Source organism: Rhodococcus sp. YH3-3, assembly GCF_001653035.1.
GTDB classification, from domain to species: domain Bacteria; phylum Actinomycetota; class Actinomycetes; order Mycobacteriales; family Mycobacteriaceae; genus Rhodococcus_F; species Rhodococcus_F qingshengii.
Map to the genome: position 1 here is coordinate 121200 of NZ_BCWH01000004.1, position 25193 is coordinate 146392.

The window sequence follows — 25193 nt, forward strand, 5'->3', positions numbered from 1 at the left end:
GGTGGCAGCCGCGGCACTTGCCAGTATCGCATCGAGCTGAGACGGCTCTCAGGCGATTCTGGCGGCAATCTCCTTGCGCAACAGGTGCTTCTGAATCTTTCCGGTGGCCGTCGTCGGCAGTGACTCGACGATTTCGAGCCGCTCAGGCACCTTCTGAATTGCCAGCCCCTCACCCAGCAAGTAATCCTTGATCTGAACGAGCGTAAGCGGCTCATGACCCGGCGCCGGAACGAGGAAGCAGCACACCGTCTCCCCCAGCCGCTCGTCGGGCATACCGACAGCAGCAACGCCACGAACGGCAGGATGCGCCGACAGCAGATCTTCCAGATGACGCACACTGATGTTCATTCCACCGCGAATGACGATATCCTTCGTGCGGCCACTGACTCGCACGTAGCCATCTTCGTCCATGTAGCCGAGGTCACCCGAACGCGAATATCCGTCCGGAGTAAAGAGTTCAGCTGTTTCCGTCGGCTTGCCGATGTACTCGAGCATATGCATCGCGCCCTTGTACGCGATGTCACCTTCCTCACCGCGAGAGACCTCATTACCATCGATGTCGACGATGTGAACGCTCTGGAGCGGCAACGGCCTTCCGTCGGATTTCACCGAACGCGCCGGTTCGTCGCTCACGACGCACATTGTTGTCGTGACGTTCTCGGTACGGCCGTACAAGCTCAGCACTCGCATCTTCGGAAAAAGCGCACCGGCATGCTCGACAAATGTGCCCGGAATCGGAGCGCCGGCTGCCACCCACAAACGCATGCTACTGATGTCGTCGCGCTCGGGATCAAACTCGTTCATGAGCATCTGCAGGAAGGTTGTAGCCGAAACGGCTACGGTGCAGTTGAATTGGCGAATCTGCTCCATACCCAGCTTGGGTTCCCACGACTCCATGATATGCGAGCCGGCACCATGCATCATCGGGAGAATGATGCTGGTAACCAGACCTGTCGTGTGAGTGACCGGCGACGGACCGAACTGCACATCGGCCGGCGTGTATTCGAACCCCTTTGCCAGCAACCGCGAGCCACACGCCAGGGTGTTGAACGTGTGCAGACATCCCTTGGGCCGCGAAGTGGTTCCGCTGCTGTAGACAATCACGAAGTGATCGTCTGGTCCCACCCCGTCACCGAGTTCGGCGGCTGCCGCCGCGGGGTCGATATCGACGATCAGCGAAGCGAGGTCTACAGATCCGTCGATCTCGTCCTGCCCTCGGAGAGTCACGACCGTCTCGAGCGAGTCGACCTCGTCACGCAAGGACAGGTACATCTCACGGTAGTCGAACTTCTTGAAGGATACTGCCGAAATCGATACGCGCACTCCGGCATTAGAGACAATGTAGCCAACGTCGTCGCGGCGGTAGATAGGCATGATAGGAACGATCACAGCACCGATTCGCGAGAGAGCGACAGCAATGATGCCAAATTCGGTCCAGTTGGGAATCTGCACGGACACGCGGTCGCCACGCTCGACGCCCAGCCGCTTCAACCCGACCGCGAGACCGAGCGCACGGTCACGAAGTTCGCCGAATGTCAGCGCGGTGGTGTCATCGGTGAGGAATACACGTTCAGACTGCGCGTCAACCTGAGCCTCGAGCAACTCGAACAAAGTTTCCTTTTGCCACTGCCCGGTTGCATAGAACTCTGCAATCTCACCTTCCGTGTACCTATCCGACACTGTTGCAAAAGTCATGCGATGCCTTCCTCGAGACCGCAGAGCGGCCGAAGTTACGTGCGATTGGCACAACAATAGAATGGTTAGACCGAAAGATCAATGAAGGGCCACTGCCACCGTCAGCGTCCAACCGTGCCAGAAGTACACGGCATCAACACATCTGGCTTCGCCTGTGCGCCCTTTCGGTAGTGCCACCTACCAGGAAGACGCACAGGATAACTCTTGTCCACATCCGAAGAATGCGCATCACCCCATGTGCCTATTGACGTCAGCAGATGGGGTGACAACACGTCTAGGTGTTGTGGGTATGGACGTTGCTGACGCTGGATTGAAGTAGACGGGCTGGTCCTTCGCGGCAGGATGGAAGTTGCGAAACTGACCATCAACAGCAAAGGAACCAGCCCTGTGACACACCGTAATGCTCCGCTGACTGTCGAGGGAAGACGACGACTCGTCGAACGATGCCAGGGTCGTCCGGTTGCGCATGTCGCCGCCGAGATGGGTATCTCCCGCCAGTGCGCCTCCACGTGGGTCAACCGGTACCGCAAGTACGGTGACCTGGGATTACAAGACCGATCCAGCACCCCGAACCATCAACCCACCGCCACCACCGCAGAGATCGTGGCCGAGATCGAAGCGATGCGACGAACCCGGAAATGGTCGTCCGCGCGCATCACGTTCGAACTCCGAATGGGCGGAACGGTCATCGCTCGCCGGACCGTCACGAAAATCCTGCGGAATCTGGGGTTGCCCCGTCGCCGGTTCATCGACCCGAACGGCGAAACGAACCGCAAACCCCAGGTCATCGACGCGAAACGACCCGGTCAGATGATCCACGTCGATGTGAAGAAAGTCGGAAAAATTCCGGACGGCGGAGGTTGGCGCGTCCACGGGCGAGGCTCCGAGCAGACCAAGCGATCCCAGCGCAGGAAAACGAGGAACAAGCAGGCCCGCATCGGCTACACCTATCTGCATTCCGCGATCGACGGCAATACGCGCCTGGCGTACACCGAGGCCCGCGACAACGAAACCGCAGCAACAGCCGTCTATTTCATGAACAACGCCCGCGTCTTCTTCGCGGCGCATGGCATCACCCGTATCGAGCGCGTGATCACCGACAACGGATCATGCTATCGGGCAGCAGATTTCACTGCTTCATTGCGAGAGGCGCGGCACTACCGGATCAAGCCGTACACCCCGAAACATAACGGGAAAGTGGAACGCTACAACCGCATCCTCGCCGAAGAGCTGCTGTCCTCCCGTGAGTACACCAGCGAGGAGCAACGACGTACTGCCGTTGAGGTGTGGCGCCTCTCTATTTGTCAAGCGGCAGTGAGGGATTCTCTCGATACGGCTCGAATGCTCCGTTTTTCATCTGCGAGCATGACCCGCCACAGGTGTGTAGCGAGGTGGCGTTTAAGTGCGCGGGCAGCTGATCGGGGTGATTTTCCTTCGGCGATTTTCTTGTCGTAGAACGCCCGACCGGCGCTCGACGGCATCCGGATCTGGATCATGGCGATCGTGTGGATGGCGGAGTTCAGTTGCCGATCGCCGAATCTCGACAATCGGTGATGAGAGGCGTCGGCGCTGGCGATCTGGACGGGTGCAGTTCCGGTGTAGCTGGCATACGCGGCGGCGGTGGGGAATCGGCTGGCTCGGCCGCTGCGGCCTAGAATGCGGGCAGCAAGAACCGGACCGACTCCGTCGATCTTGCGCAGGCGTGTGCCGTGCGCGTCGAGCAGTCGCGTGATCTTGCGACTGTTCGACGCGAGCTGTTCGTCGAACCGGGCGAAGTCCGTGATCAACTCCTTGGCCAGTTCGAGTCGGATCTCGTCCGGTGCGGTTCTGGCCCGAAATCTCCGGATCGTGGCAGCAGCTTTTTTGGGTGTCAACGACGTTGGCGCACCGCCGGCCATCAGCTCACGCAATAAGGCGTGGAGTTGATTGACGGTGCGAGTTCGACTGGACGACAAATTGACTCGGCGTTCGTCGAGCAAAGCAAGTGCATCGTTGACGGTCTCCGGATAGACCTGCCTGGCGTCGCCGTGCAGGGCTGCGACGCTGGCTGCGGCCGCAGCGTCGATGCGGTCGTTCTTGCGTCGTCCACCACGTGAAAGTTCACGCACTCGGGCGGTGGCGGTAGTGGGAATATCGTGCACGACCTCACCGAGGGCAAGCAGCCACAAGGCGAGGTGGTGTCCGAGGCCGTCGGTGTTCTCGATCGCCCAGCGTCGGTCCGGCCAGGCTTTGGCCCAGACGATCAATCGCTTGTATTCGATGACCGAGGCGTCGATGCGGATCGAGCCGAGGTCGGTGTTGGTGGCGGAGTCCAGTGCGGTCGCGGTGTGGGTGGACTTGTGCGGATCGATACCGATGACGATCATGGAGTTCGGTTCCCTTTCGCTCGATGGATGGGGAATCCGCGGTGGACAATCCGACTTCAAGTACCTCTCACAGCAGCTTGGGGTCACGCCTCTCTCGAGTCACACCGCGAACGCAGACCGGAGGGGGCGACACACCACACGAGAGCCATCCCCGACCTGGGGGAGACAGAACGTTCACGAGTCATTCCCACCGGCCTACTACGACACGCTATGGGCTGCAATCCCGGTCACTTGCCGTGACACACATATAAGTCGGAATGTTCACTACAATTATTGTGAGTCTTGGAGTGGCTGGTCTGGAACTGGCTGGCAGGGTAGGCATCGTGCCGCTCCCGCGCCGTGGTCGTGACTCATACAATTATTCGCTCCCTATCGGGATGCGTTTCGGTGGACATGTCCGGCTCCGGCGCGGGGTGGCCGACGCTCGCCCGGGTCGACTCCGATGGCTTGATCAGAAGACTGTCCGCTCCGCGCCGCGTCGGCGAGGTCGTGACTCATCACAGTATTGCCCCGAAGTGACTTCCACCCAGGCTCGCACCGGCCCGCAGCAGCCGCGTCATCATTCCCGTCCCGGAAGGAAGCACGAACCGCCATGTCTATCGTCGCGCATACCCGCCCGTTCGTCATCGGAGTGGACACCCATGCCCGCAAACACAGCTACGCGATCCTGACCGCAGTCACCGGCGAACTGATCGCCACCAACGAGTTCCCAACGACTCCTGCTGGGATGAAAAGGGCCCTGAACTGGGTCGCTCGCCTCACGGGCGGCGATCTCGCTGTACTGTGGGTCATCGAGTGCGCAGCAACGTTCGGGGCCGGGCTGGCGCGAACAGCGACCGGCGCCGGCTACGACGTCGTCGAGGCTGCCCGCATGGATGCGCGAGCGCACCGCGGGGTCGGCAAGTCGGATTGCCTCGATGCCCGTCGCATTGGTGCCGCCGTACTGCCTCTCGAACTCGACCAGCTACGTCATCCCCGCGCCGACGATGGTGTGCGGGCTGCCTTGCGTGTCCTGACGACCGCTCGTGAGCATATGAGCAACGACCGCACCGCCTGCGTCAACGCGCTCACTGCCTTGTTGCGGGTCGTCGATCTCGGCACCGATGCTCGCCGCCCGCTGACGAACGCACAGATCACCGAGGTGGCCTCTTGGCGCAGCCGCGTCGAGGATCTCGCACTCTCGGTCGCACGAGCCGAGGGCGTCAGACTGGCGAAGCGAATCCATGCTCTCAATGTTGAACTTGCCCAAAACAATACGAAGCTCAAGAAGCTGATCGAGCAGAGCGAAGCAGCCCCACTACTGGACCAATCAGGCCTCGGTCCAGTAACCGTGGCCGTTGCCTATGCAGCGTGGTCACACCCTGGGCGAGTGCGCAGCGAAGCCGCGTTCGCTGCACTTGCAGGCGTGAATCCTATTCCGGCCTCATCGGGGAACACCACTCGTTACCGACTCAACCGCGGAGGAGACCGGAGACTCAATCGTGCTCTGCACATGGCGACCGTTACGCGCATGGTCCACGACCCCGAGACGCGTGCCTACGTCGACAAACGACAAGCACAGGGGCGCACGACCAAGGAAATTCGACGTTGCTTGAAGCGCTACCTCGCTCGCCGAATCTACCGAACACTCGAAGCGCTGCACTCGGCTCCAGTCGGTGCTTGACGAACATAGAAGAGTCCACCGACCGCATTCAACACGCGGAGGACGACCGCCCGCCGCTTACCGCCGGCACCGCGTCACCAACGTCCGTTCCTCCTACATCTAGGTGCCGGACTGCGCTACGACAGTCCGGCACCTGAACAGAAACCGACAGCGGTCAGCCCGCGTTGGCGTCGAGGTAGATGCTCTTGGGGTACTGGTAGGAGGCAAGGCCTTCTGGGCCGAGTTCGCGGCCCAGACCACTGCTCTTGATGCCGCCGAAGGGCGCCGTCGGGTCGTTCTGATACCCGTTGACACCCACAGTGCCCGACTGGATCCTGCGTGCCACGGCCGTGCCGCGCTCGGGGTCCGACGACCACACCGTGCCACCGAGGCCGTACTCGCTGTCGTTCGCGATCGCAACGGCCTGCGCTTCGTCGATATACGGAATCACCGACAGAACGGGCCCGAAGATCTCTTCCTGAGCGATTGCGGACTTGGGATCGACGTCGGCAAACACCGTGGGCTGGACGAACCAGCCGGTGTCTCCGGAGCGTTTGCCACCTGCGGTCAACCTTGCACCGTCGGAGATTCCCTTGGCGATGTAGCCCTCGACCCGGTCACGCTGCCGCGAGGAAACCAACGGGCCGACCTGCGTCGAATCCTCGAGCGGGTTTCCCACCGTCATCGATCCGATGACATCAGTAATGGTGTCGAGAATTTCACCGTACCTGGACTTAGGCGCGAGAATTCGAGTGTTGAGCCAGCAGATCTGGCCGTTGTTGATCATGGTGGCACCGACAAAACTCTCGATGGTCTTGCTGAGATCTGCGTCGTCGAGCACCACGGCCGCGGACTTTCCGCCGAGCTCGAGTGTCACCGGCCGAAGCAGACGACCGCAGGTCTCGGCGATGCTGCGTCCCGCACCGGTCGAGCCGGTGAACGAAATCTTGTCGACGCCGGGATGCGAGACCAGGTAGGCGCCGACCTCACGGCCGGCAGGAACGATATTGATCACGCCAGGCGGGAACCCTGCGGCTTCGACTGCCTCTGCCATCAGGAAGGCGTCGAGCACGGTCTCCGGCGCCGGCTTGAGCACGACAGTGCATCCTGCTGCCAAGAGCGGTGAGAGCTTCAGGAACGAAATCGCCTGCGGCACATTCCAGGGCACGATCGCACCGACCACGCCGACCGGGAGCCGCGACACCAGCGTCGACCCACCGAGCAGCCCGGGACGGACTTCTTCCTGCGGAGTCGCGACCGCGAGATCGGCGAAGTACCGCAGCATGACGGCGGGAAACGCGCCCTCGAACGCCCGCGCCAGGGTGATCGGCATTCCGTTCTGCATCGTCACTCGTTGTGCGGTGTCTTCGCTACGCTTCTCGAGTTCGGCGGCAAACCGCTCGATGACATGCTTGCGCTCCGAGCTGCTCCACGATGCCCAACCGATCGGGTCGTCGAATGCCGATCGCGCTGCGGCGACAGCCATGTCGATGTCAGCTTCCGCTGCCTCGGGCACCGAGCCGATCAATTCTTCGGTGGTGGGTGAGTGCACAGAGATCTTTGCCGCGGTGGCAGGTTCGACCCATTTTCCGCCGATGTAGAGGGTGGAGTAGTCGATGGTCATTTCTGGTTTGCCTTTCCGTTTCGGTCTTCATCCGTGTAGACGATGAGACCTCGAATATTCTTGCCTTCCAGCATGTCCGCGTAGCCTTGGTTGATGTCTTCCAAGCGATAGCGCGTCGTCACCAGATCATCGAGATTCAGCTTTCCGGACTGGTACATCTTCAGCAGTTCGCCAAGCGAGAACTGCGGATTCGCCCCACCGAACAAGGCGCCCTTGATCTCCTGCTCATAATTCGTGAGCGTGAAGAGGTTCAGCTTCACGTCTTCGTTCACCATCGACCCCAGGCCGACAACAACGCATCGCCCGGCCTTTTTCGTAAGCTTCATCGCGGGCTCGAGTTCATGGCCTTCCATTCGGCCGACACAGATGATCACGCGATCTGCCATTCGGCCATGGGTCATTTCAGCTAGCGGTTCGAGCGCTTCGTCCATGGAAGAGAAGGTTTGCGTAGCACCGAGTTTCACGGAGAACTCACGTTTGAATTCCACCGGATCGATCGCGATGACTTCACCTGCACCAGAGGCGACCGCTCCCTGCAGCGCGTTGATGCCGATGCCTCCCACGCCGACGATGACGACAGTATCGCCTGCCTTGACCTGAGCGATGTTCACGGCCGAACCCCAACCCGTCGTGACTCCACATCCCACAAGCGCTGCCAATTCCAGGGGAATCGACTTGTCGATCTTCACGACGGAGTTGCGCGCGACAGTGACATACGGAGAGAACGTTCCCAGCAAACACATCGGGATGACATCCTTGCCACGAGCCGTGACCCGCGCCGTTCCGTCACTGATCGACTGGCCGGTCAGCAAAAGCGCGTTGGACTCACACAGGTTGGGATGCCCTTCAGTGCACTGCAGACACTTCCCACACGGCGAGGTGAACGAGAGGACCACGTGGTCGCCGACCTCGACGTCGTCGACTCCCTCACCCACCTGTACAACGACGCCGGCACCTTCGTGCCCGCCGAGGACAGGAAACGACGGAACCGCCGAATCACCGGTCACAAGATGATGATCCGAGTGACAGAGACCGGATGCAGCCAGCTCGACCATAACCTCGCCGGTGTGTGGTTCCCCGACTTCGATTTCTTCGATCGACCAGGGCTCGTTCACTCCCCAGATCAATGCACCTTTAGTCTTCATGCGATCCTTTCAGCACGGTGATCCCCGGAGCGACGTGGCAGCGGGCGATATTGTTGACAACTTTGAGACAGCCTGATTCAGGCCTCAACTCACCACTGATTCTGCGAGCGACTCCGCCAGTTCGGCCATCAGGAGATGCTTCTGCAACTTGCCTGTCGCGGTCATCGGGAGTGCGGAGCAGACCTCGATCCGCTCCGGAAATTTCTGCTTCGCAACCTTGCGGCCGGTGAGGTGAGAAGCGATGTCATCGAGGGTGGGCGGCTCTTCACCGGGGGCGGCGACGACGAACACACACACCTTTTCGCCCAGTCTCTCGTCAGGCATTCCGACGACGGCAACGTTTGCCACCGACGGCAACTCGACCACCAGGTCTTCGATCTCTCGCGCACTGATATTCATGCCACCGCGAATAACAATGTCCTTCAACCGGCCCGTCACACGGACGAATCCGTCGGCATCCATTCGTCCGAGATCACCCGAACGCGAAAAGCCACTTGGGGTGAACAATTCGTCAGTCTGAACTGGGTCGCGGTAATACTCCAGCATGTGGCTCGGCCCCTGGTAGGCGATATCCCCTTCGGTGCCGCGTGGAACTTCGACGCCTTGCTCATCGACGATACGCACGGTGGAGCCGGCAACTGCAGAGCCGTCCGAGACTACTGAGCGTTCCGAATCGTCGGCAACCGTGCACATTGTGGTCAGTAGGTTCTCGGACCGTCCGTACAAACTCAACACTCGGCAATTCGGCAAGGTTTCGTTCACGGCATGCACCACAGCTCCGGGGATGGGTGAGCCGGCCGCAACCCACAACCGCATACTGCTCGCGTCGTGAACCTTCGGATCGTAAGCAGCAAGCAACATCTGGAGGAAAGCAGTCGCGGTGACGGACACCGTGCAGCCGTACTTCGCAATGCGCTCGAGACCGTCGTTCGGCTCCCACGCTTCGACAAGGTGCGAGGATGCTCCGGCCAGCAACGGTAGAACGAGACTGGTGACCAGCCCTGTGCTGTGGCTGATCGGTGACGGACCGAACTGCACATCCTTGTCGGTGTAATTGATACTCGCGGCGATTGCCGCAGCGCTTGCTCGGTAGGTATTGAAGGTGTGCAGGCAGCCTTTCGGCCGCGACGTGGTGCCTGATGTATAGACGATCGCAAAATGATCATCCGCGGCTGCACCTGGTTCGAGACTCGCCTTTTCCGCATCAGATGTACCGGACTCGACATCTTCGAGTCGCGGGAGTTGGCACGATTCGGAAGCGCGCACCGTGTAGACAGTGCGCACATCCGGACACTCCTTTTGCAACCGCGTGAACATCTCGCCGTAGCCGTAACCCTTGAACTCTTCGCAGGTGATGACAGCTTTGATCTCGGCGTGGCCGAGAACATATCGAACTTCTTCGTCGCGGTACACCGGCATGATCGGGACCAGAACGGCACCCAATCTCGATAGTGCAGCAGTCACGACCGCGAACTCGGTCCAGTTCGGAAGCTGAACTGCGACATGATCTCCGGGGTTGAGTCCCTCGCGCTTCAGGCCGGCGGCCAATGCAACTGCGCGATCACGAAGCTCGACGTAACTGACCGACGTCGTGCTGTCGAATACGAAGTTCTTCTCACCCCAGACATCTGCCTGACGTTCGATGACGTCGAACAGTGACTCGGTGGTCCAGAGCCCTGATTCGAAGTAGCTCGTGATCTGAGTGTCGGTGTAGCGGTCGTGAATATCAGCCGTTGTCGGCATATCAAGCCTTCCGTTCCCGATATGAGGCCTGTGGTCGCTGTCACACAGTTTCAGTCTGAAAGTATAATGGTTGGACCAGAAAGTCAAGGGCTAGGCTTTACGACGGCGGCGCCCGCCTGAGCTATCGTCGGCGCCGACGCCGGCTCGGGATCAAATCCCATCGGGAGATGTCACGCGCGTTCGAAACCGATTCATCGGTACCGAAATTCGACGATCCTTCGCTTCACCGCTACGACTCAACCCGCCGTCCACAGAGATGAATTAGCACGAGCGGCAGTCGACCGGTTTCGCTGCGAGATCAAAGAAGGCGAAAAGTCCCAGCCTCGATCATGTCGGCACTGCCCACCGCGATTTCCCCAGCAACACCGGGCCCCCCGAACCTGCATGAGTTGAAGTCGACCCCATGCTTGCAACTCCACACCCGAGACCCTCCTGACTTAGAGTGCAGAGCGCCGACCCAGGGTGCGATCCTCGGATTCCCAGTTCCGTCAATGATTGATCTTTCGGCCTGACCATTCTACTATCGGTCCATTAGTTGGTTACCTCAACCACTCGCACGGACGCACTCTGGAAGGCCAGCACACAATGAAGATCACTGCCGCAGTCACAGTCGGACCCAACACCGATTTCGACCTTCGAGAGGTCACAATCGGAGATCCGCGTGACAACGAAGTGCTGGTGCAGATCAAGGGCGTGGGACTCTGCCACACCGATATCGCTGCCCGGGACGGGGTCTACGGACTCCCTTACCCGCTGGTGCTCGGTCACGAAGGCAGCGGTGTTGTCGTCTCCACCGGCTCCGGCGTGACCAAAGTCAGTACCGGAGACCACGTAGCAATCTCCTTCAACAGCTGTGGCGAATGCACGCCGTGCACCAAGGGCAGCCCGGCTTATTGCAGCCAGTTCGCCGTGTACAACTACATCGGCAGCCGCCCCGACGGCACCAACCCCCTCGGCGGACTGCCTGACGGTGAGTTGCACGGACACTTCTTCGGGCAGTCCTCACTCGCGAGTCACGCGATGGCATCGGAGCGCAACGTGGTCAAGATCGACAAGTCGATTCCCCTCGAACTTGTCGGCCCACTCGGTTGCGGTATCCAAACCGGTGCGGGTGCGGTGATGCGTTCGATGGCATGCCCGGAGGGCTCGACCCTGCTGGTACTCGGAGCCGGCCCCGTCGGACTCGCCGCCGTCCTGGGTGGAGTGGTGCAGAAGTGCAGCAAGATCATCGTCTCCGAGCCCCATGCCGGGCGTCGCGATCTGGCACTGGAACTCGGCGCAACGCATGTCCTCGATCCCGCGGCCGGCGCACTCACCGAGCGGGTCCGGGAAATCTGTTCCGAGGGAGTCGATTTCGCATTCGACACCACTGGAAATGTCGGCGTCCTCAAAGCAGCGATCGAGTCGATAGCCAGCATGGGAACCCTCGGCTTGGTCGGAGTTCCCTCGGACTTCTCCGTGGATCTGCCCATAAACATCGTCGCGGCCATGCAGGGCGGATTGACCGTCAAGGGCATCGTCGAAGGCGACAGCGATCCGGACGAGTTCATTCCCGAACTTCTCGATCTGTACCGCGTCGGCAAGTTCCCGTTCGACAAGATGATCACGACGTTTCCGATGAGCGACATCAACAAAGCAGTGACCGCCCAGCACGACGGCGAAGTCACCAAAGTTGTTCTCGTGAACGACTGACCGACGCTACACGGTTCCGATTGGAAGGATTTTTTGATGACCAGCGCTATAGACGACAAGGCCTTTCACGACGAGTTGGTTCGCCCCGAAACCCCCGGGCTCCCAGAACGATTCTTCGACCGGTTCGTATTCAACATGCACCCCCGCTCGGGCGAACCGATCTCGGTCCTCTTCGGATTCGGTATGTATCCACCCAAGAACACCGTCGACGGATTCGTCGTCGTCTCCGACGGAACCGAGCAGCGCAACCTACGGTATTCGACCGAACTGAGCGCTACCGACGGCAACGGCGGTGGACCGTTCTCGTTCGAGGTTCTCGAACCGAACACGACGTGGCGACTCGTCCTCGCACCCAACCCGATCGGCGTCGAGTTCGATCTGACCTGGCATTCACGCACGCCCGCGTGGTTCGGAGAGGTGGCCGTTACCAACACCGGTGCGGCTGCATCCGCGTTCGACCACCTCTTCCAATCGGGCTACTACAAGGGCACTCTCACCATCGACGGGGAAACTCGCTCGGTGGACGGATGGGACGGTCAACGCGACCGCTCACGGGGTGTGCGCACAATGTCCGGCGGGCAAGGTCTGCACGTCTGGTATCAGGCTCAGTTCGCCGATCGCAGTGTCGGTTTCCTCCTTGTCGAAACCCGCGATCACACTCGCTTGTTGCTCGAAGGCGCCGTTATGCACGAGGACGGCGAACTCGACACCATCATCGAGGTGCGCCACGACCTGAACTTCGATTCAAATCTTGATCTCCGCTCCGGGGTGGTCGAAGTGACAACGGCAGCCGGCCGACGGTACGAGATCGACACCGACGCGTCCTCGGGCGGTGGTTACATGTCGGGGGCCGGGTACGGCGGCCACCACGGAACGCCCGCAGGAATCGACCACGTCGAATCCGACGTCTATCCCCTCGACGGCTCCGTGACCCAGCAGACCCTCGATTCCGCCTTGACCGATCGCCTGGCCGATTTCGAACTCACACTGGTTGACGGCTCGGATGGGGCGTCCGACCGTCTGGTGAAGACGCGCGGTCGCGGGATCTTCGAGTTCGCTCTGACCCGCAGCAAGTCCTACCAGTATCAGCCGACTATCGTTCGCTGACCCTCAATCACACCGCCGGGGCGACATACCCCGGCGGTGTTTTCACAACCATATACTTGGTCGTCCAACTATCGGACATCAACATTTTGGAGGTCTTCCGTGACACGACAGTCCTTGTCGCGCGAGCTGCCGGTAAAACTGCCGCCTCCCATCGCCGAGTCCTGGAACTGGCAACTACGCGCTCGGTGCCGAGACTGCGATCCGACGGTGTTCTTCGATGTCACCGAAAGCGATTCCGCCGAAGTCGCACACGTAAAGGCCGTTTGCGCCGGGTGCCCCGTGCGCGAACAATGCCTCGGACACGCCATGCACACTGACGAACAGTTTGGAATCTGGGGCGGACTGACGGAACGCGAACGCCGTCAGTACAAATGGTTCTCCTACACGCTCCCGACCCAACCACTCTCTGGTTAGCCGCCCGCAGGCACCGCTGTACCTGCCGCCGAATCAGCGCAGTTCTCCCCAACGCCGTAGAACTCAGATGACGTTGTCTTCCCGAAGGCCCGCGATGTCGGCCTGCGACAGATGAAGCAATGTACGAAGCACCTCGTCGGTATCCTCCCCGAGTAGAGGCGCCGGCGTAACCGGCAACGTCGGAGAGGCACCCATCTGCAGCGGGCTGCCGAGCACGGTGCATGCGCGCTCCCCTTCACCGATCTCGTTTAACATCCCGCGGTCACGCAGAACAGGATCGTGGATCACCTCGTGGAGCGACCGTACCGGCGCGGCCGGAACATCGACTGCCTGCAACTGTCGAAATGCTTGGCCCTTTGTCAGGCCTGACGTCCAGGCGGTGACTGCAGCATCGACATCATCCATTTTCATGACGCGACCGGCAGGGGTTGCGAGAGTTGGGTCTTCGGCGAGGTCATCACGTTCCATGGCGTGACACAGGCCCGTCCAGTGCTTCGGGCGCAGGCACAAGATCGCGATCCATCCATCTGTAACCGGATAGATGTTGTACGGGCACAGCGCAAGACCGCCGTGCCGGTTTCCGGTGCGCTCGGGAAAATCTCCGTCAGCTTCGAGCAACCCAGCGATGTTGGATGTCAAGGTGGGCACAATCGCATCCTGCATCGCCACTTCGACGCGCTGGCCGAGACCGGTCCGCTCACGCTGGAACAGCGCGGCGAGCACTGCAGAAGTGAGATGACTGCCCGCGGCGAAATCGACAACCGCAGGTCCGGCCTTGACCGGTGCTCCGTGGGGGAAACCTGTCGTTGTGACCACTCCCGACATCGCCTGCACAGTCACGTCCATTCCCCGCATACCCTCGGCGGCAGGATGATTCCCGTAGGCGCGGCCCGATGCAAGAATAACTTCCGGCTTCGACGCGTGTAGTACGTCCCATCCGATACCCAAGCGATCCATCACCCCAGGGGCGAAGTTCTCGACAACCACATCCGCCTGTTGTACCAGGTCGAGGAACAACTGCTTTCCTTGCGCCTTCTTGAGATCGAGGCGGACACCTTGCTTACCGGCGTTGAGCATCAGGAACGCTTGGCCAGAAGTCGCACCCGAGGAACGCCAACGAATCGGCTCACCATCAAACGGCTCGATCTTGATCACTGTGGCACCGAGCGCCCGCAACAAGTGCGTGCAATACGGGCCCGCGTAGACCTGCCCGAGATCCAAGACCACGATGCCGGCAAGAGCGCCCTCTCGCGTGCCGTGGCCCTCACCGGACTCGAGGTGGGTGTTCGTCATTCTCACTCCATCCATATAGTCGGACAAGAATCACCACCATTCTCGTCCACCATCTCGATGCCCCGAAGAGTTCGGTTCACGAACTGATCGCTCTACGGAACCTCCACCGGGAATACCTGCTCGCAGCGAATCCGTCTTCCGGTTAGCTTGGGGTAATTCGTGTTTCGATCAACGAGAGTAACTCGAACGCCAGCCGCAATTCGAAACGCACGTCCGGATCGCGCGCGTCGATTCCGAATTTTTCCAACGTTTTCCCCAACCGATACTTGAGCGTTGTCGTTCCGATGAACAGCGCAGCGGCCGTGCGCTCGTAGTGCCCGTCCGACAAGATGAAAGCGCGCAGTGTAGGTAACAGTTGCACGGAATGCGTTGCATCATGATCGATCAACGGCGACAACCGCACGAGCACCATCCGCTCGGTCTGCTCGATGTCTGCCGCGTCGAGCAGAAAACGCAGCGGCCCCAACTCGTCGTAACTCACAGCCACCGCATCGAGTGTTTGCGACCGGTACCGACCGGCCAGCGCGAGGCGGAAGCACGCGATCGCCGCAACGTAGGAATCACGCGGGGAGCCGAGAGAACCGATCCCGAATACGGCCTCGACCCCGTCACTACGAAGACCCTCGCGTACGGCCGTGACGATCCGGTTGACTGCAGCGACGCGGCTACCCGGCAGCGCAACAACCAGATTGCCCGCCCTGGCGGTGTACAGCAGCCTGGTCAGCGAGTGCGTCCGAAGGACCGACGCCGCGAGTGGCGTCGCGTCGGTACCCTCTCTCGCTCCGATGACCAGAACTCGAAAGTCCTCGGAGATATCCACGTCGAAGCGCGCCGCTCGACGCGCGATCGTCGGCGTCGAAAGCTGATCGTGATCGAGGATATCCCCCAGCAGATCTGCCGACATGCGATCCTCGATCTCCCACTGCGAACGAAGTTTCACCGATTCCAACGCCAACACCGTCACACCGTGTTCGACGGCCTGCCGCTGGGACGGCGTCAGGCTCCCGACTCCGAATACGGTCAGCGAACCCACAACCTCGGCGCCGGCACGGATCGGATATGACGTTGCGCCAGCCACGTCGGCAACGCCGATCGACACCACCTCGACACCGGGAAGCGTCGAGTCGACGCTGATCGCAGCACCGAGCAGATCGCCGAGAATTGCAGCGATACCTGCGATCCCGACGCCGTCAGCGCTCGCCTGCGTCAATCGCCGATGCACGGTGAGCGACTGTTCGAGGAGAGCATTTTGCGTCTCGAGACCCCGATAGAGTCGACGGTTTTCGATTGCTACCGTCGCTTGCGACGCCAGCGCATCGAGAAGGGCGATGTCAGCGGAACCGAACGTCGCCGGTGTCCGTGTGGCCACGTACAGCGCGCCAACGAGCTTGTCCCGCAGAATCATCGGCGCGCACATCACCGAGATCACTCCCTCGGCATGCAACGCCTCCCAGACGCTGTCCGGATTCGCAGGGTCGGTGTACGACGGGTAGTCCTCGACGACAACGGTGCGCTTCTCTCGGAGTGCCCGCCCACCAAGTCCTTCGGTTACCGGGATCGCGAAGTCCGTGAACGAGGAGTCGCGGAACGAGTGCAGTACCGCCGGCCGCAGCAGGGTGCCTGCGTCGTCGGTCAACGACAACCACGACACTTCAGTGCCGACCAGTTCCGCGGCGGCGGCTACTACGAGCTCAAATGTGTCGTCGACGTTCCCGTCGCTACCGTGTAACCGGGTCGCGATCGAGGCAAGTGCGCGGTAAGCATCAGCCATCGTCGATTTGGCCATATCGGTCCACTTTCTATACTTTTCCAGACCTATTAGGTCTAACCATACCGACCCTGAGGTCGATAGCGTGGGTCACACCGAGTCGTTTAACCGAAAGAGGTGGAACCGTGGCCGAATCTCCGGACCGCGAGCTGCTGTGGACGCCGTCTGCCGCACGCGTTGACGCATCCCGCATGGCGGATTTCCAGCGATGGGTCGGCACCAATCGCGGCGTCGACACCACGAGCTATCACGACCTCTGGCAGTGGTCGGTCACCGAACCCGACGCGTTCTGGATGTCCATCTGGGAGTTTTTCGACGTCGTACATTCCGTCGAACCGGAATGCGCATTAGCCGACGATCGCATGCCGGGCGCAGTGTGGTTCCCGGGTGCTCGCCTCAACTGGGCCGAGAACCTTCTCCGGCAAGCGCGTCGAACACCCGATAGCACCGCGATCGTGGCAGTCACCGAAGCCGGGGAACCGCACGGCACGTCCTGGGCCGAACTCGAACGGCAGACGGCGAACCTCGCGGCGAAGCTACGAGAGATGGGTGTCGGGCCCGGAGATCGAGTGGCCGCCGTGCTGCCCAACACCGCCGAGACTGTCGTGGCATTGCTCGCCACTGCCAGCGTCGGCGCAATATGGTCATGTTGCGCACCGGATTTCGGGACGAAGGGTCTCGTCGACAGGTTTGTGCAGATCGAGCCGACGGTCTTCATCGGTGTCGACGGATACATCTTCAACGGCAAGAGAATCGATCGACGCGACGTGATCGGCGAGGTGCGCCGAGCACTACCGACCGTGCAGCACACCATCACGGTCCGCCACCTCGATCCCGAAACACCACTCCCGGCTGACGAACTCGATTTCGCGAAACTGACGTCGGGTACGGCCGAGCCCAACTACGAGCAGGTTCCCTTCGAGCATCCGCTGTGGATCCTCTACAGTTCGGGCACAACCGGGCTACCGAAAGGCATCGTCCACTCTCACGGCGGAATTCTGCTCGAGGTTCTCAAGGCCAATGCACTCGCCTACGATCTCGGACCGTCGGACCGGGTTCTCATCGCCGCCAGTACCGCCTGGGTCGTGTGGAACATGCTGGTGGACTCGATGTTCACCGGAGCATCCATCGTGACGTACGACGGCAGCCCGACGGCCGGCGGAGCAGACCACGTACTGCGGCTGTGTGGGGAATACGGAGTGACCCGATTCGGAACGGGTGCAGCTTATCTCACGTTGTGCGAGAAGGCAGGATCCGAACCTGGCGCGAATTACGATCTCTCGGCGTTGCGGTCGATCATGACCACCGGATCGCCGTTGCCGGACTCCACCTGGCGCTGGGTGTACGACAAGGTCAGCAGTGACGTCCTGCTCGGATCCGACAGCGGCGGAACCGATGTGGCTACAGCGTTCGTCGGGGCCAATCCCCTGGATCCTGTCTATACGGGCGAGTTGATGGGAGCATGCCTGGGCTGCAAAGTCGAAGCCTGGTCCGAGGACGGAAGCCCTGTTGTCGGCGATGTCGGAGAAATGGTCATCACGACACCGATGCCGTCGATGCCGATCTACTTCTGGAACGACACCGACGGCACCCGGTACCACGATTCCTACTTCGACACTTTCCCCGGAGTGTGGCGGCACGGCGACTGGATCACCATCACGGCGTCCGGCACCTGCGAAATCCACGGGCGCTCCGACTCCACGATCAACCGGGGAGGCGTGCGCATGGGATCGTCCGACATCTACGACGCTGTGGAAGCGCTACCCGAAGTCCTGTCAAGCCTGGTCATCGGCGCCGAATTGCCCGGCGGCGCTTACCATATGCCACTGTTCGTCGTGACCACGCCGGGTACCGCACTCGATGACGAACTCGTCGATCGGATCAACAGGGTGATCCGCACCGAGGTCTCCCCACGGCACGTGCCCGATGTGATCCTCGCGGCACCGGCAATTCCGTTGACCCGCACCGGAAAGCGACTCGAGGTTCCCATCAAGAAGCTCATCCAGGGCGTCGACGAAGCGGCAGCGGTCAACCGCGGCACGGTAGCCGATACTGACGTCCTGCAGTGGTACGTCGACTACGCCATCAAGTTCCGCACGTCACTCTGACAACCGCAAGAAAGAGGCCGTCCACACCCGAGGGTGTGGTCGGCCTTTTCTACGGCAGCAATCACTTATGTGCTTACTACAGTTGCGCTCTCGGCCAGCGTGACGTCACGCATGGATGTCCCGAGATCGACAAGTTTCTCTCGATCGAGCCGAGTTCGGTTCGCCAGGTACTTCTTACCTGCCATGAACTCCGCAGCGGCGTTGACAGTTTCGAGGGAATCCAGAGTGCCGTCTGGTTCGAGATGGAACAGCGCAAATTTCTCGGTACTCGGATCACCACGCAGAACTGCCTCGGTGCCCGGCGTCAGAATTCCGGCCATCTTCATCTTCAGGTCGAACTGATCCGACCAGAACCACGGCACTTCGTGTGCGAGGACATCGCTACCCACGATTACCGCGGCAGCTTGTCTAGCCTGCTCGACGGCACTCGGGATACTTTCGAGACGCACCCGACCGTCGACCCTGTCGTGAATCCGGTGTGTGACGTCGCCGATCGCAAGCACGAACGGATCCGAAGTGCGCGATGCACCGTCGACGGTGATACCGGACTCGCAAGCAATTCCGGCGTCACGGGCAAGCTTGTCGTTCGGGATGGCGCCAACCCCGACGAGAACAAGATCGCAACCGATTTCGGTGCCGTCCGCGAGCACGAGTGATTCGACGGATCCGTCTGCCTTGCCTCGGATTTCGGAGACCGTAACCTCGGTCAGGATGCGAGTCCCACGGGTTCGATGGAACTCGGTGACGATCGATGAGAACTCCGAGCTGGCGACGCGTGCGAGGACTCGATCCTCGCGCTCGAGAATCACCACGTCGCAGCCCTTCGCGCGAGCTGCGGCAGCTACTTCCAATCCGATGTAACCACCGCCGACGATCGCAATCGACGCGCCACGTGCCACCCCGTCGCGCAACTCCTGGGCTTCACCGAGAGTGCGGAGCGAAACTACCCCACGCAAGTCATTGCCAGGGATCGGAAGCGAACGCGCAGACGCCCCCGTTGCGATAACGAGCATGTCGTAGTCGATGCGATCTCCGCCCGCGGTGTGAACTACGTGCCCCGCGCGGTCGATCCGCACAACAGTCTCGGACAACCGAAGCTCGATGTTGTTGTCGGAATAGAACTCCAGGGGACGAAGCCACTGCGGCTCGTCCTCCGCTGCGAACTTCTTGGACAAGGGCGGCCGATGGTAGGGCGGATCCGATTCTGCACCCACGACGATCACGGTGCCGTCAAAGCCTTGCTGGCGGAGCACGCCGGCGAGAGTTCCACCGGCGTGCCCTGCCCCGACCACGACGACCTGGCCTCGTTGCTCAGTTGACACGCTCATTACCTACGGAACTCGATCTGAACCGGCATGTTCTTCAGACCACCGACGAAGTTGGTCTGAATCACCTTGTTCTCGCCGATCGAGACCAGCGACTCGACGTGTGGCAGCAACTCCTCGAACATGATTCGCAACTCGAGCTTCGCCAGGTGCTGGCCGATGCACATGTGCGGGCCGTAGCCGAAGGCGATGTGCTTGTTCGGCCTTCGGTCGATGTCGAACACGTCGGGGTTCGGAATCGTCTCGGCATCGCGGTTACCCGACTGGTACAGCAACATGAAGCGATCACCGGGATTGAGTTCCCGACCGCGAAGCGTATACGGCTGCGTCACCATCCGCATGAAGTGCTTGACCGGCGAAGCCCAGCGCAACGACTCGTTGACGAGGTTCGGAATGAGCTTGGGGTCCTCACGCACCCGTGCCAACAACTCTGGATTACGTCCGAGTTCGAGCATTCCCCCGGAAAGCGTGCTCGAGGTGGTGTCGTGGCCTGCCGTCGCGATGGCAATAAAGTAGCCGTACGCCACCTCGTTGGGGTAGTACTCACCGTCTTCCTTGCGGGCCTGCGCGATGATCGTCGCCAAATCCTCCTGGGGGTTGGCGCGACGGTCCAAGAGGAGCTTTTCGAAGTAGCTGTAGAAGTCTTGAATCGTGGCGACCCATTGCTGTGCTGCGGCGTCAGCACTGAGCGGTTCGACGTCCTCTCGCACCGCATCGGGGTCCGCGGTTCCGAAGAACTCCTGGGTCAGCATCATCATCCGGGGTTCGTCGCTCTCCGGCACTCCGAACAGACTCATGATCACGTGCAATGGATAGTGAATCGCGAAATCCTTGACGAAATCGATCTTTCCGTCGCTTGCGAGCAATCGCTGCACGGCGCTCCTCGCGAGTTCGCGAATACGAACCTCCCACTGTGAGAGGTTGCCTGGGCGGAACCAGTCCAGTGCAATGTCCTTGATTGCCGTATGCTCGGGCGGGTCGAGATAGGTGAGCGTCTCGAGAATCCGGAGACTACCGTTGTTGATGCTCTTCGTGAATTGATCGCCCATCTGGTTCGCCAGAATCGGATTGACCGACCCCTTGTTCTCAGCACCGGCACTGGTGAAGATGTCGGGTTGCCGTTCGATCTCCATGATGTCGGCGTGCTTGCTCACCAACCACACCGGGTCGTATCCGTCGACATTAGTCTGACCAAGCGGGTTGTTCTCACGCAGCCACCGGTAAGCCTCGAATAGAGCGGCCTCGTCGCGATGGCCTTCTGGAAGAACGATCTGACGTGCAGTGGCGTCGGGGATGAGTGCGTTCTCCTGAAGCACTCCGCCCTCGTGAATCGCCGGTGTGGCGGCTGAGCCTGTCTCGGTGGTCGTCATCGAGTCTCCTTGGTAAGTGTGCTGCCGACACCACATGGGCTGCGGAAGTGTGGCCCAACCCACATTGCCGCCCCGCTAGGCATGGCACATCACCCCGTTGGTGGAACTCCCTCTGCAACTGGGGGTATTTACGCATCATCGCGGGTAGCAAATCCCCCCGATGGACGAGCGAGGTTAGCCCGTTGTGGTGATGTGGCGAAGCGCCCGTCCGAAGCAGACTTGATGTCGACAGCAATGCCGACGCCGCAGATCGGCGCACGTCTTTTCGAGGAGCTATCGATGTCCACAGTCATCTACCGCCTACCCGACGGATCCGATGCTTCGGTCGACGTACCCGCCGGCCAGAGCGTGATGGACGGATCCGTACGAAACAATCTGCCCGGAATCATCGCCGAATGCGGCGGAAGTTGTTCCTGCGCAACGTGCCACGTCTATCTGGATGAGACAGCCGTCGGCATCTTCGATGAACCCTCCGCGGAAGAACTCGACCTCGTTGAGTTCCTCGACGGGGCAAAGGATTGCTCGCGCCTCGCATGCCAGCTGATTATCGGCAAGGACACTCCCACCGTGACGGTCACGGTCCCCGAGCTGTCCTGATCAATCCCCGGCGTCAACCGTGCAGTGCAATCAGTTCTGCGCGGTTGACGGCCCCGTATTTACGCAGAATCTTCTTCATGTGCGACTTGACCGTGTCCACAGTGATCACGAGATCGGCAGCAATGGCAGCGTTGGAAGCTCCAGTCAACACTGCACGCAACACATCCGCTTCACGGTCGGTCAGTGGCTCTGCCGGCACGAACGCCGACCCACCCACACGCCGCATCCCGGCGTCCTCTCCGCTCACCTCAGCGTTCGCTTCGGCCCCGAAATCGTCCAGATCCTCTGACCACAACCGGACGCCTTCGCGCAAGACTCGTTCCTGTCGAATCCGTTTGACTTCCAATCCAGTTCGTTCGAAGCACCCCCCTAGCGCCGAAGCAAAGGCTGCAAGAATTCCCTGAATCGGTTCGGAGACGGCCACGTCGACATAGAGCAGCCCCGTAGATTCCCCGTCGACGGTAACGGGGGTTACCGACCACCGACACGCCGGTCCCGGATGCAGCGAGGTGATCGATGTCGTTTCACCTACGCCCTGCACCGCAACGACGCCGCAGTCCAACGCGATGCGTTCGATACTCGATTCCAGGATCGGATAGCAACCCACGAACCGGTCTGTGGCTTCGCGTCCGACCGACACAACAGTGGCAATCCCGTGCTCGATGTGGGACAGCACCGCGATCCGACTGTTGCACAGGGAGCTTGCCCCGTCACACGCTCTCTTGACCAACTCGTCGTAGCTCGGAGCGGACACAATCGATGCGAGCACTTCCTCTATTTGTGATGCCGTACGAGAGCAACGTCGGAGCGCCAGGTCGTCCTCGATTCGTGCCTGGTCGAAGAGATCGGCTACAGCCTCGGCTACGCCGCGCTCAGGTACCCCACGGTCCTGCAACAGCGCTTCGACAGCATCAATGAGGTCCGGCCGATGCTCTGGAATAGACTGCCCCGCCACCGGTTTCATCGACCTCTGCCGTGTACGCGGCGGCGTGCGACATACGCAGCCGCCTCGGCGCGAGTGGTGACCTCGATCTTGCGGAAGATCCGCTGGACATGCGATTTCACGGTGCCATCCGAAATGCACAGACCTCGTGAGATCGTCGAATTGGTCTCGCCGGCGGCCAGGCGCCTAAGCACTTCCCACTCGCGTGCGCTGAGCGAAGCCGATCCGACCCCACTTGAATCATCTCCGTGAGGCACCGCAGCAACAGTGTCGACATCTCGGCCACCACCGTGCATGTCGATCTGCGCGAGTTCGAGATCATGAAGCGCACGCGCCAACTGGGCCATTCGACGTTCGACGAGGGCACTGCGTTCGCCGATCGAACTTCGCAGTTCAGCCCGTTCGTGGGCAAGCGTACACACAGCAGCAAGAGCTCCGACGATATGCAGATCGGAATCCGTGAGCCCCTGTTCGTGTCGGTCGACGTGGATGATCGCCCGGGCTCGGCCTCCGACTACGACGGGAACCGCCAGGTAACCCGAGGGTCGCGACAAATCAATCAGCGGCCGGTAAGTGTGGCGGTAGGTGTCGACCCTGTCCAGGACGTAGGAGCGTCGCTTGCGCACCAGCTCCGCTTCGCGGGGCGCGTCACGCAACTCGATCCGATGACCGTCGACTGCCGTGACGAGATCCTCGAACCGCGACGATAGATCGGGCTGCATCGACACAGACGCCGGCGACCACGAGGATCCGTTCACGATGGAGAACATAGCCTTTCGGTATCCGAGTGAGCCGCACAGCTGGCCGGTGACGGTACGTGCCATTGCTTCCGGTGTCGCCGACGCGACGGTGTGTGCAACCGACCGAAGCGCTTCGAACTGGCCGGAGTACATATCGAGCTCGTCTCGAACTTGCGTGCGCCGGTAGGAGTCGACTCGAAGCAGAAGACGCGCGGCCATCTCGACCATCTCGCGGGACATCGCTTCGGTGCGGAGATGATCAATCAAATAGCGCCGGAGGTCGTCGAGGTCGCCGCCGGACTGCTCGATCCGGCTCAGTTCGTCCGTATGCCCGAGAAGGTCGCGGGCATACTGAAACAGGCCCGCTGGTGTGGCGGCCACTGCAGGCGAAACGGTAACCATTCGGGTGATCGCTCCTCGTATTGTCCAAAAGCCACACTCTCGGTCGGGCGAATTCGGGTCAACCCATGATTGTGACTCACGGCACATCATAGAAGCTCGATCAGCGGTCAGACAATTCCCCTACTCACGCACTTGCGTTCCCACCACCTTGCATCAGCTGGGATTTTACTTGCCCAATAGGTCGCACTGGATTATGGTCAGTCCAATAGAGCGCTTTTATCAGCATGCGAGTCGAGGAAGAGTCGAATGATCAAAGTTGGATTGTCCGTACATGAATCCCTCCTCGTCCCAGATCCCCTCCTCCGCCGTGGAGTTCTGAACCGGGCGGCCGACGCCGGACTCGACTACGTGACCGTAGGCGATCACATCAGCTTCCACGACGGCACCGGATTCGACGGACTCATCTCCGCCACGTCGATCCTCTCCTCGCATGACACACTCGAGGCCGTTGTCGGCGTGTACCTCCTTGGGCTTCGTCACCCGATGCTCGCAGCCCGCCAACTATCCACCCTCGCCCAACTTGCACCGGGGCGCCTGACCCTCGGCGTGGGAGTCGGCGGCGAAGACCGATCCGAGATCAGCAACTCCGGTGTCGACCCCCGCACTCGCGGGCGACGACTCGACGAAACCCTCGAGCTACTCCGTGCGCTCCTCACCGGAGACGCGGTGACGCATGACGGCGAGTTCTTTCAACTCGACAATGCGCGCATCCTCCCACCCCCTGCCGTTCCCATCCCCATCGTCATCGGCGGAAAAGGCGACAGCGCCGTCCGACGCACTGCAAAATACGGTGACGGATGGCTTGGAATCTTCTGTTCCCCCCGTAGATTCCGTGATACACGCGAGCAAATCCTCGGTGCGGCTGAAGAACTCGGCCGGACTCCCTCCGATTTCAGTGTCAACGTATGGTGCGGACTCGACGACGATCCCGCCGTCGCGGTAGAACTCATCTCCGCCAAAATGCAATCGATGTACCATCTTCCGCGCGAGAAGTTCCAGCACGTCGCACCGGCGGGCACTCCTCGGCAAGTGGCGGAGTGGTTAGCTGAATTCGTCTCAGCAGGTGCCCAAAGCATCACTGTCATCCCCGTGGCCCGCTCCGAAGATGCCGGAATCGATCATGCTGCCGCCGTACGAGAGCTCCTCATCGGCGCCCACGCGGAGACTGCCATCCATTCCGGCGCCTAGACAACGGCAGCCACGATGCCATCGACGCCTG

Annotated in this window: 18 protein-coding genes and 1 pseudogene; 8 read left to right on the forward strand and 11 right to left on the reverse strand. The window is 60.9% G+C overall.

Translation table 11 applies throughout. The features are described 5' to 3' along the window. Positions 1-48: 48 nt before the first annotated feature. A complete protein-coding gene (locus YH3_RS31925; protein WP_042446756.1) occupies positions 49-1695 on the reverse strand; it encodes an AMP-binding protein in 1647 nt (548 codons plus the stop codon). A gap of 387 nt (positions 1696-2082) precedes the next feature. On the opposite strand from YH3_RS31925, the pseudogene YH3_RS36945 reads away from it, so the two are divergent. After that, positions 2083-2982, forward strand: a pseudogene (locus YH3_RS36945) (IS481 family transposase); the annotation flags it as partial. A 17-nt stretch (positions 2983-2999) separates the two neighbouring features. Here YH3_RS36945 and YH3_RS31935 read toward each other — a convergent pair. Continuing rightward, on the reverse strand, positions 3000-4061 hold the full coding sequence (locus YH3_RS31935; protein ID WP_064444782.1) for an IS110 family transposase: 1062 nt from the start codon (positions 4059-4061) through the stop codon (positions 3000-3002). 592 nt (positions 4062-4653) lie between these two features. Between YH3_RS31935 and YH3_RS31940 the strand changes: the two genes are divergently transcribed. Further along, positions 4654-5724, forward strand: a complete 1071-nt coding sequence (locus YH3_RS31940; protein ID WP_064444783.1) for an IS110 family transposase — start codon at positions 4654-4656, stop codon at positions 5722-5724. A 154-nt stretch (positions 5725-5878) separates the two neighbouring features. Here the strand turns inward: YH3_RS31940 and YH3_RS31945 are convergent, their stop codons facing one another. The 3 genes from YH3_RS31945 to YH3_RS31955 all read right to left on the reverse strand — a co-directional run bounded on the left by YH3_RS31945 (position 5879) and on the right by YH3_RS31955 (position 10215). After that, a complete protein-coding gene (locus tag YH3_RS31945) occupies positions 5879-7327 on the reverse strand; it encodes an aldehyde dehydrogenase (protein WP_064444784.1) in 1449 nt (482 codons plus the stop codon). Next, positions 7324-8472, reverse strand: coding sequence for an NDMA-dependent alcohol dehydrogenase (locus tag YH3_RS31950; RefSeq protein ID WP_064444785.1), 1149 nt, complete (start codon positions 8470-8472; stop codon positions 7324-7326). Before YH3_RS31950 ends, YH3_RS31945 begins: the two co-directional genes overlap by 4 nt. A gap of 84 nt (positions 8473-8556) precedes the next feature. Beyond that, positions 8557-10215 (reverse strand): AMP-binding protein, encoded by a 1659-nt coding sequence (locus YH3_RS31955; protein WP_064444786.1) that lies wholly within the window; start codon positions 10213-10215, stop codon positions 8557-8559. Between the two features lie 585 nt (positions 10216-10800). Between YH3_RS31955 and YH3_RS31960 the strand changes: the two genes are divergently transcribed. From YH3_RS31960 to YH3_RS36950, 3 genes are all read left to right on the forward strand, one after another. Continuing rightward, complete coding sequence (locus YH3_RS31960; RefSeq protein WP_064444787.1) at positions 10801-11907, forward strand: NAD(P)-dependent alcohol dehydrogenase; 1107 nt, start codon at positions 10801-10803, stop codon at positions 11905-11907. 36 nt (positions 11908-11943) lie between these two features. Continuing rightward, on the forward strand, positions 11944-13014 hold the full coding sequence (locus YH3_RS31965) for a hypothetical protein (RefSeq protein WP_064444788.1): 1071 nt from the start codon (positions 11944-11946) through the stop codon (positions 13012-13014). A gap of 207 nt (positions 13015-13221) precedes the next feature. Further along, positions 13222-13428, forward strand: a complete 207-nt coding sequence (locus tag YH3_RS36950) for a WhiB family transcriptional regulator (protein WP_274522706.1) — start codon at positions 13222-13224, stop codon at positions 13426-13428. Between the two features lie 63 nt (positions 13429-13491). Here the strand turns inward: YH3_RS36950 and YH3_RS31970 are convergent, their stop codons facing one another. Beyond that, positions 13492-14721: a CaiB/BaiF CoA-transferase family protein gene (locus tag YH3_RS31970; protein WP_064444789.1), complete on the reverse strand. Its 1230-nt coding sequence runs from the start codon at positions 14719-14721 to the stop codon at positions 13492-13494. Positions 14722-14863: 142 nt separating this feature from the next. Continuing rightward, positions 14864-16507, reverse strand: coding sequence for a GAF domain-containing protein (locus tag YH3_RS35755; RefSeq protein ID WP_064444790.1), 1644 nt, complete (start codon positions 16505-16507; stop codon positions 14864-14866). 107 nt (positions 16508-16614) lie between these two features. Here YH3_RS35755 and YH3_RS31980 point away from each other — a divergent pair, with 107 nt between their 5' ends. Next, complete coding sequence (locus YH3_RS31980) at positions 16615-18597, forward strand: acetoacetate--CoA ligase (RefSeq protein ID WP_274522704.1); 1983 nt, start codon at positions 16615-16617, stop codon at positions 18595-18597. 65 nt (positions 18598-18662) lie between these two features. Here YH3_RS31980 and YH3_RS31985 read toward each other — a convergent pair whose 3' ends face one another. Further along, entirely contained in the window at positions 18663-19925 is a 1263-nt protein-coding gene (locus tag YH3_RS31985) for an FAD-dependent oxidoreductase (protein WP_064444791.1), read from the reverse strand. Then, entirely contained in the window at positions 19925-21292 is a 1368-nt protein-coding gene (locus YH3_RS31990; RefSeq protein WP_080726552.1) for a cytochrome P450, read from the reverse strand. Before YH3_RS31990 ends, YH3_RS31985 begins: the two co-directional genes overlap by 1 nt. Before the next feature lie 279 nt (positions 21293-21571). Here YH3_RS31990 and YH3_RS31995 point away from each other — a divergent pair, with 279 nt between their 5' ends. After that, positions 21572-21889, forward strand: a complete 318-nt coding sequence (locus YH3_RS31995; RefSeq protein WP_042446873.1) for a 2Fe-2S iron-sulfur cluster-binding protein — start codon at positions 21572-21574, stop codon at positions 21887-21889. Between the two features lie 13 nt (positions 21890-21902). On the opposite strand, the gene YH3_RS32000 is transcribed toward YH3_RS31995, so the two are convergent. Continuing rightward, positions 21903-22844: a response regulator transcription factor gene (locus YH3_RS32000; protein WP_238592750.1), complete on the reverse strand. Its 942-nt coding sequence runs from the start codon at positions 22842-22844 to the stop codon at positions 21903-21905. Between the two features lie 5 nt (positions 22845-22849). Continuing rightward, complete coding sequence (locus tag YH3_RS32005) at positions 22850-23974, reverse strand: LuxR C-terminal-related transcriptional regulator (protein WP_082920729.1); 1125 nt, start codon at positions 23972-23974, stop codon at positions 22850-22852. A gap of 246 nt (positions 23975-24220) precedes the next feature. Between YH3_RS32005 and YH3_RS32010 the strand changes: the two genes are divergently transcribed. Continuing rightward, the gene (locus tag YH3_RS32010) at positions 24221-25162 is read left to right on the forward strand and encodes an LLM class flavin-dependent oxidoreductase (RefSeq protein ID WP_064444793.1); all 942 of its coding nucleotides are present in this window, start codon (positions 24221-24223) and stop codon (positions 25160-25162) included. Positions 25163-25193 lie beyond the last annotated feature (31 nt).

Bases quoted from the DNA above. Each gene is read 5' to 3' on its own strand.
- YH3_RS31925 (WP_042446756.1), bottom strand. From the start codon at position 1,695: ATGACTTTTGCAACAGTGTCGGATAGGTACACGGAAGGTGAGATTGCA.
- YH3_RS31935 (WP_064444782.1), bottom strand. From the start codon at position 4,061: ATGATCGTCATCGGTATCGATCCGCACAAGTCCACCCACACCGCGACC.
- YH3_RS31940 (WP_064444783.1), top strand. From the start codon at position 4,654: ATGTCTATCGTCGCGCATACCCGCCCGTTCGTCATCGGAGTGGACACC.
- YH3_RS31945 (WP_064444784.1), bottom strand. From the start codon at position 7,327: ATGACCATCGACTACTCCACCCTCTACATCGGCGGAAAATGGGTCGAA.
- YH3_RS31950 (WP_064444785.1), bottom strand. From the start codon at position 8,472: ATGAAGACTAAAGGTGCATTGATCTGGGGAGTGAACGAGCCCTGGTCG.
- YH3_RS31955 (WP_064444786.1), bottom strand. From the start codon at position 10,215: ATGCCGACAACGGCTGATATTCACGACCGCTACACCGACACTCAGATC.
- YH3_RS31960 (WP_064444787.1), top strand. From the start codon at position 10,801: ATGAAGATCACTGCCGCAGTCACAGTCGGACCCAACACCGATTTCGAC.
- YH3_RS31965 (WP_064444788.1), top strand. From the start codon at position 11,944: ATGACCAGCGCTATAGACGACAAGGCCTTTCACGACGAGTTGGTTCGC.
- YH3_RS31970 (WP_064444789.1), bottom strand. From the start codon at position 14,721: ATGACGAACACCCACCTCGAGTCCGGTGAGGGCCACGGCACGCGAGAG.
- YH3_RS35755 (WP_064444790.1), bottom strand. From the start codon at position 16,507: ATGGCCAAATCGACGATGGCTGATGCTTACCGCGCACTTGCCTCGATC.
- YH3_RS31985 (WP_064444791.1), bottom strand. From the start codon at position 19,925: ATGAGCGTGTCAACTGAGCAACGAGGCCAGGTCGTCGTGGTCGGGGCA.
- YH3_RS31990 (WP_080726552.1), bottom strand. From the start codon at position 21,292: ATGACGACCACCGAGACAGGCTCAGCCGCCACACCGGCGATTCACGAG.
- YH3_RS31995 (WP_042446873.1), top strand. From the start codon at position 21,572: ATGTCCACAGTCATCTACCGCCTACCCGACGGATCCGATGCTTCGGTC.
- YH3_RS32005 (WP_082920729.1), bottom strand. From the start codon at position 23,974: ATGGTTACCGTTTCGCCTGCAGTGGCCGCCACACCAGCGGGCCTGTTT.
- YH3_RS32010 (WP_064444793.1), top strand. From the start codon at position 24,221: ATGATCAAAGTTGGATTGTCCGTACATGAATCCCTCCTCGTCCCAGAT.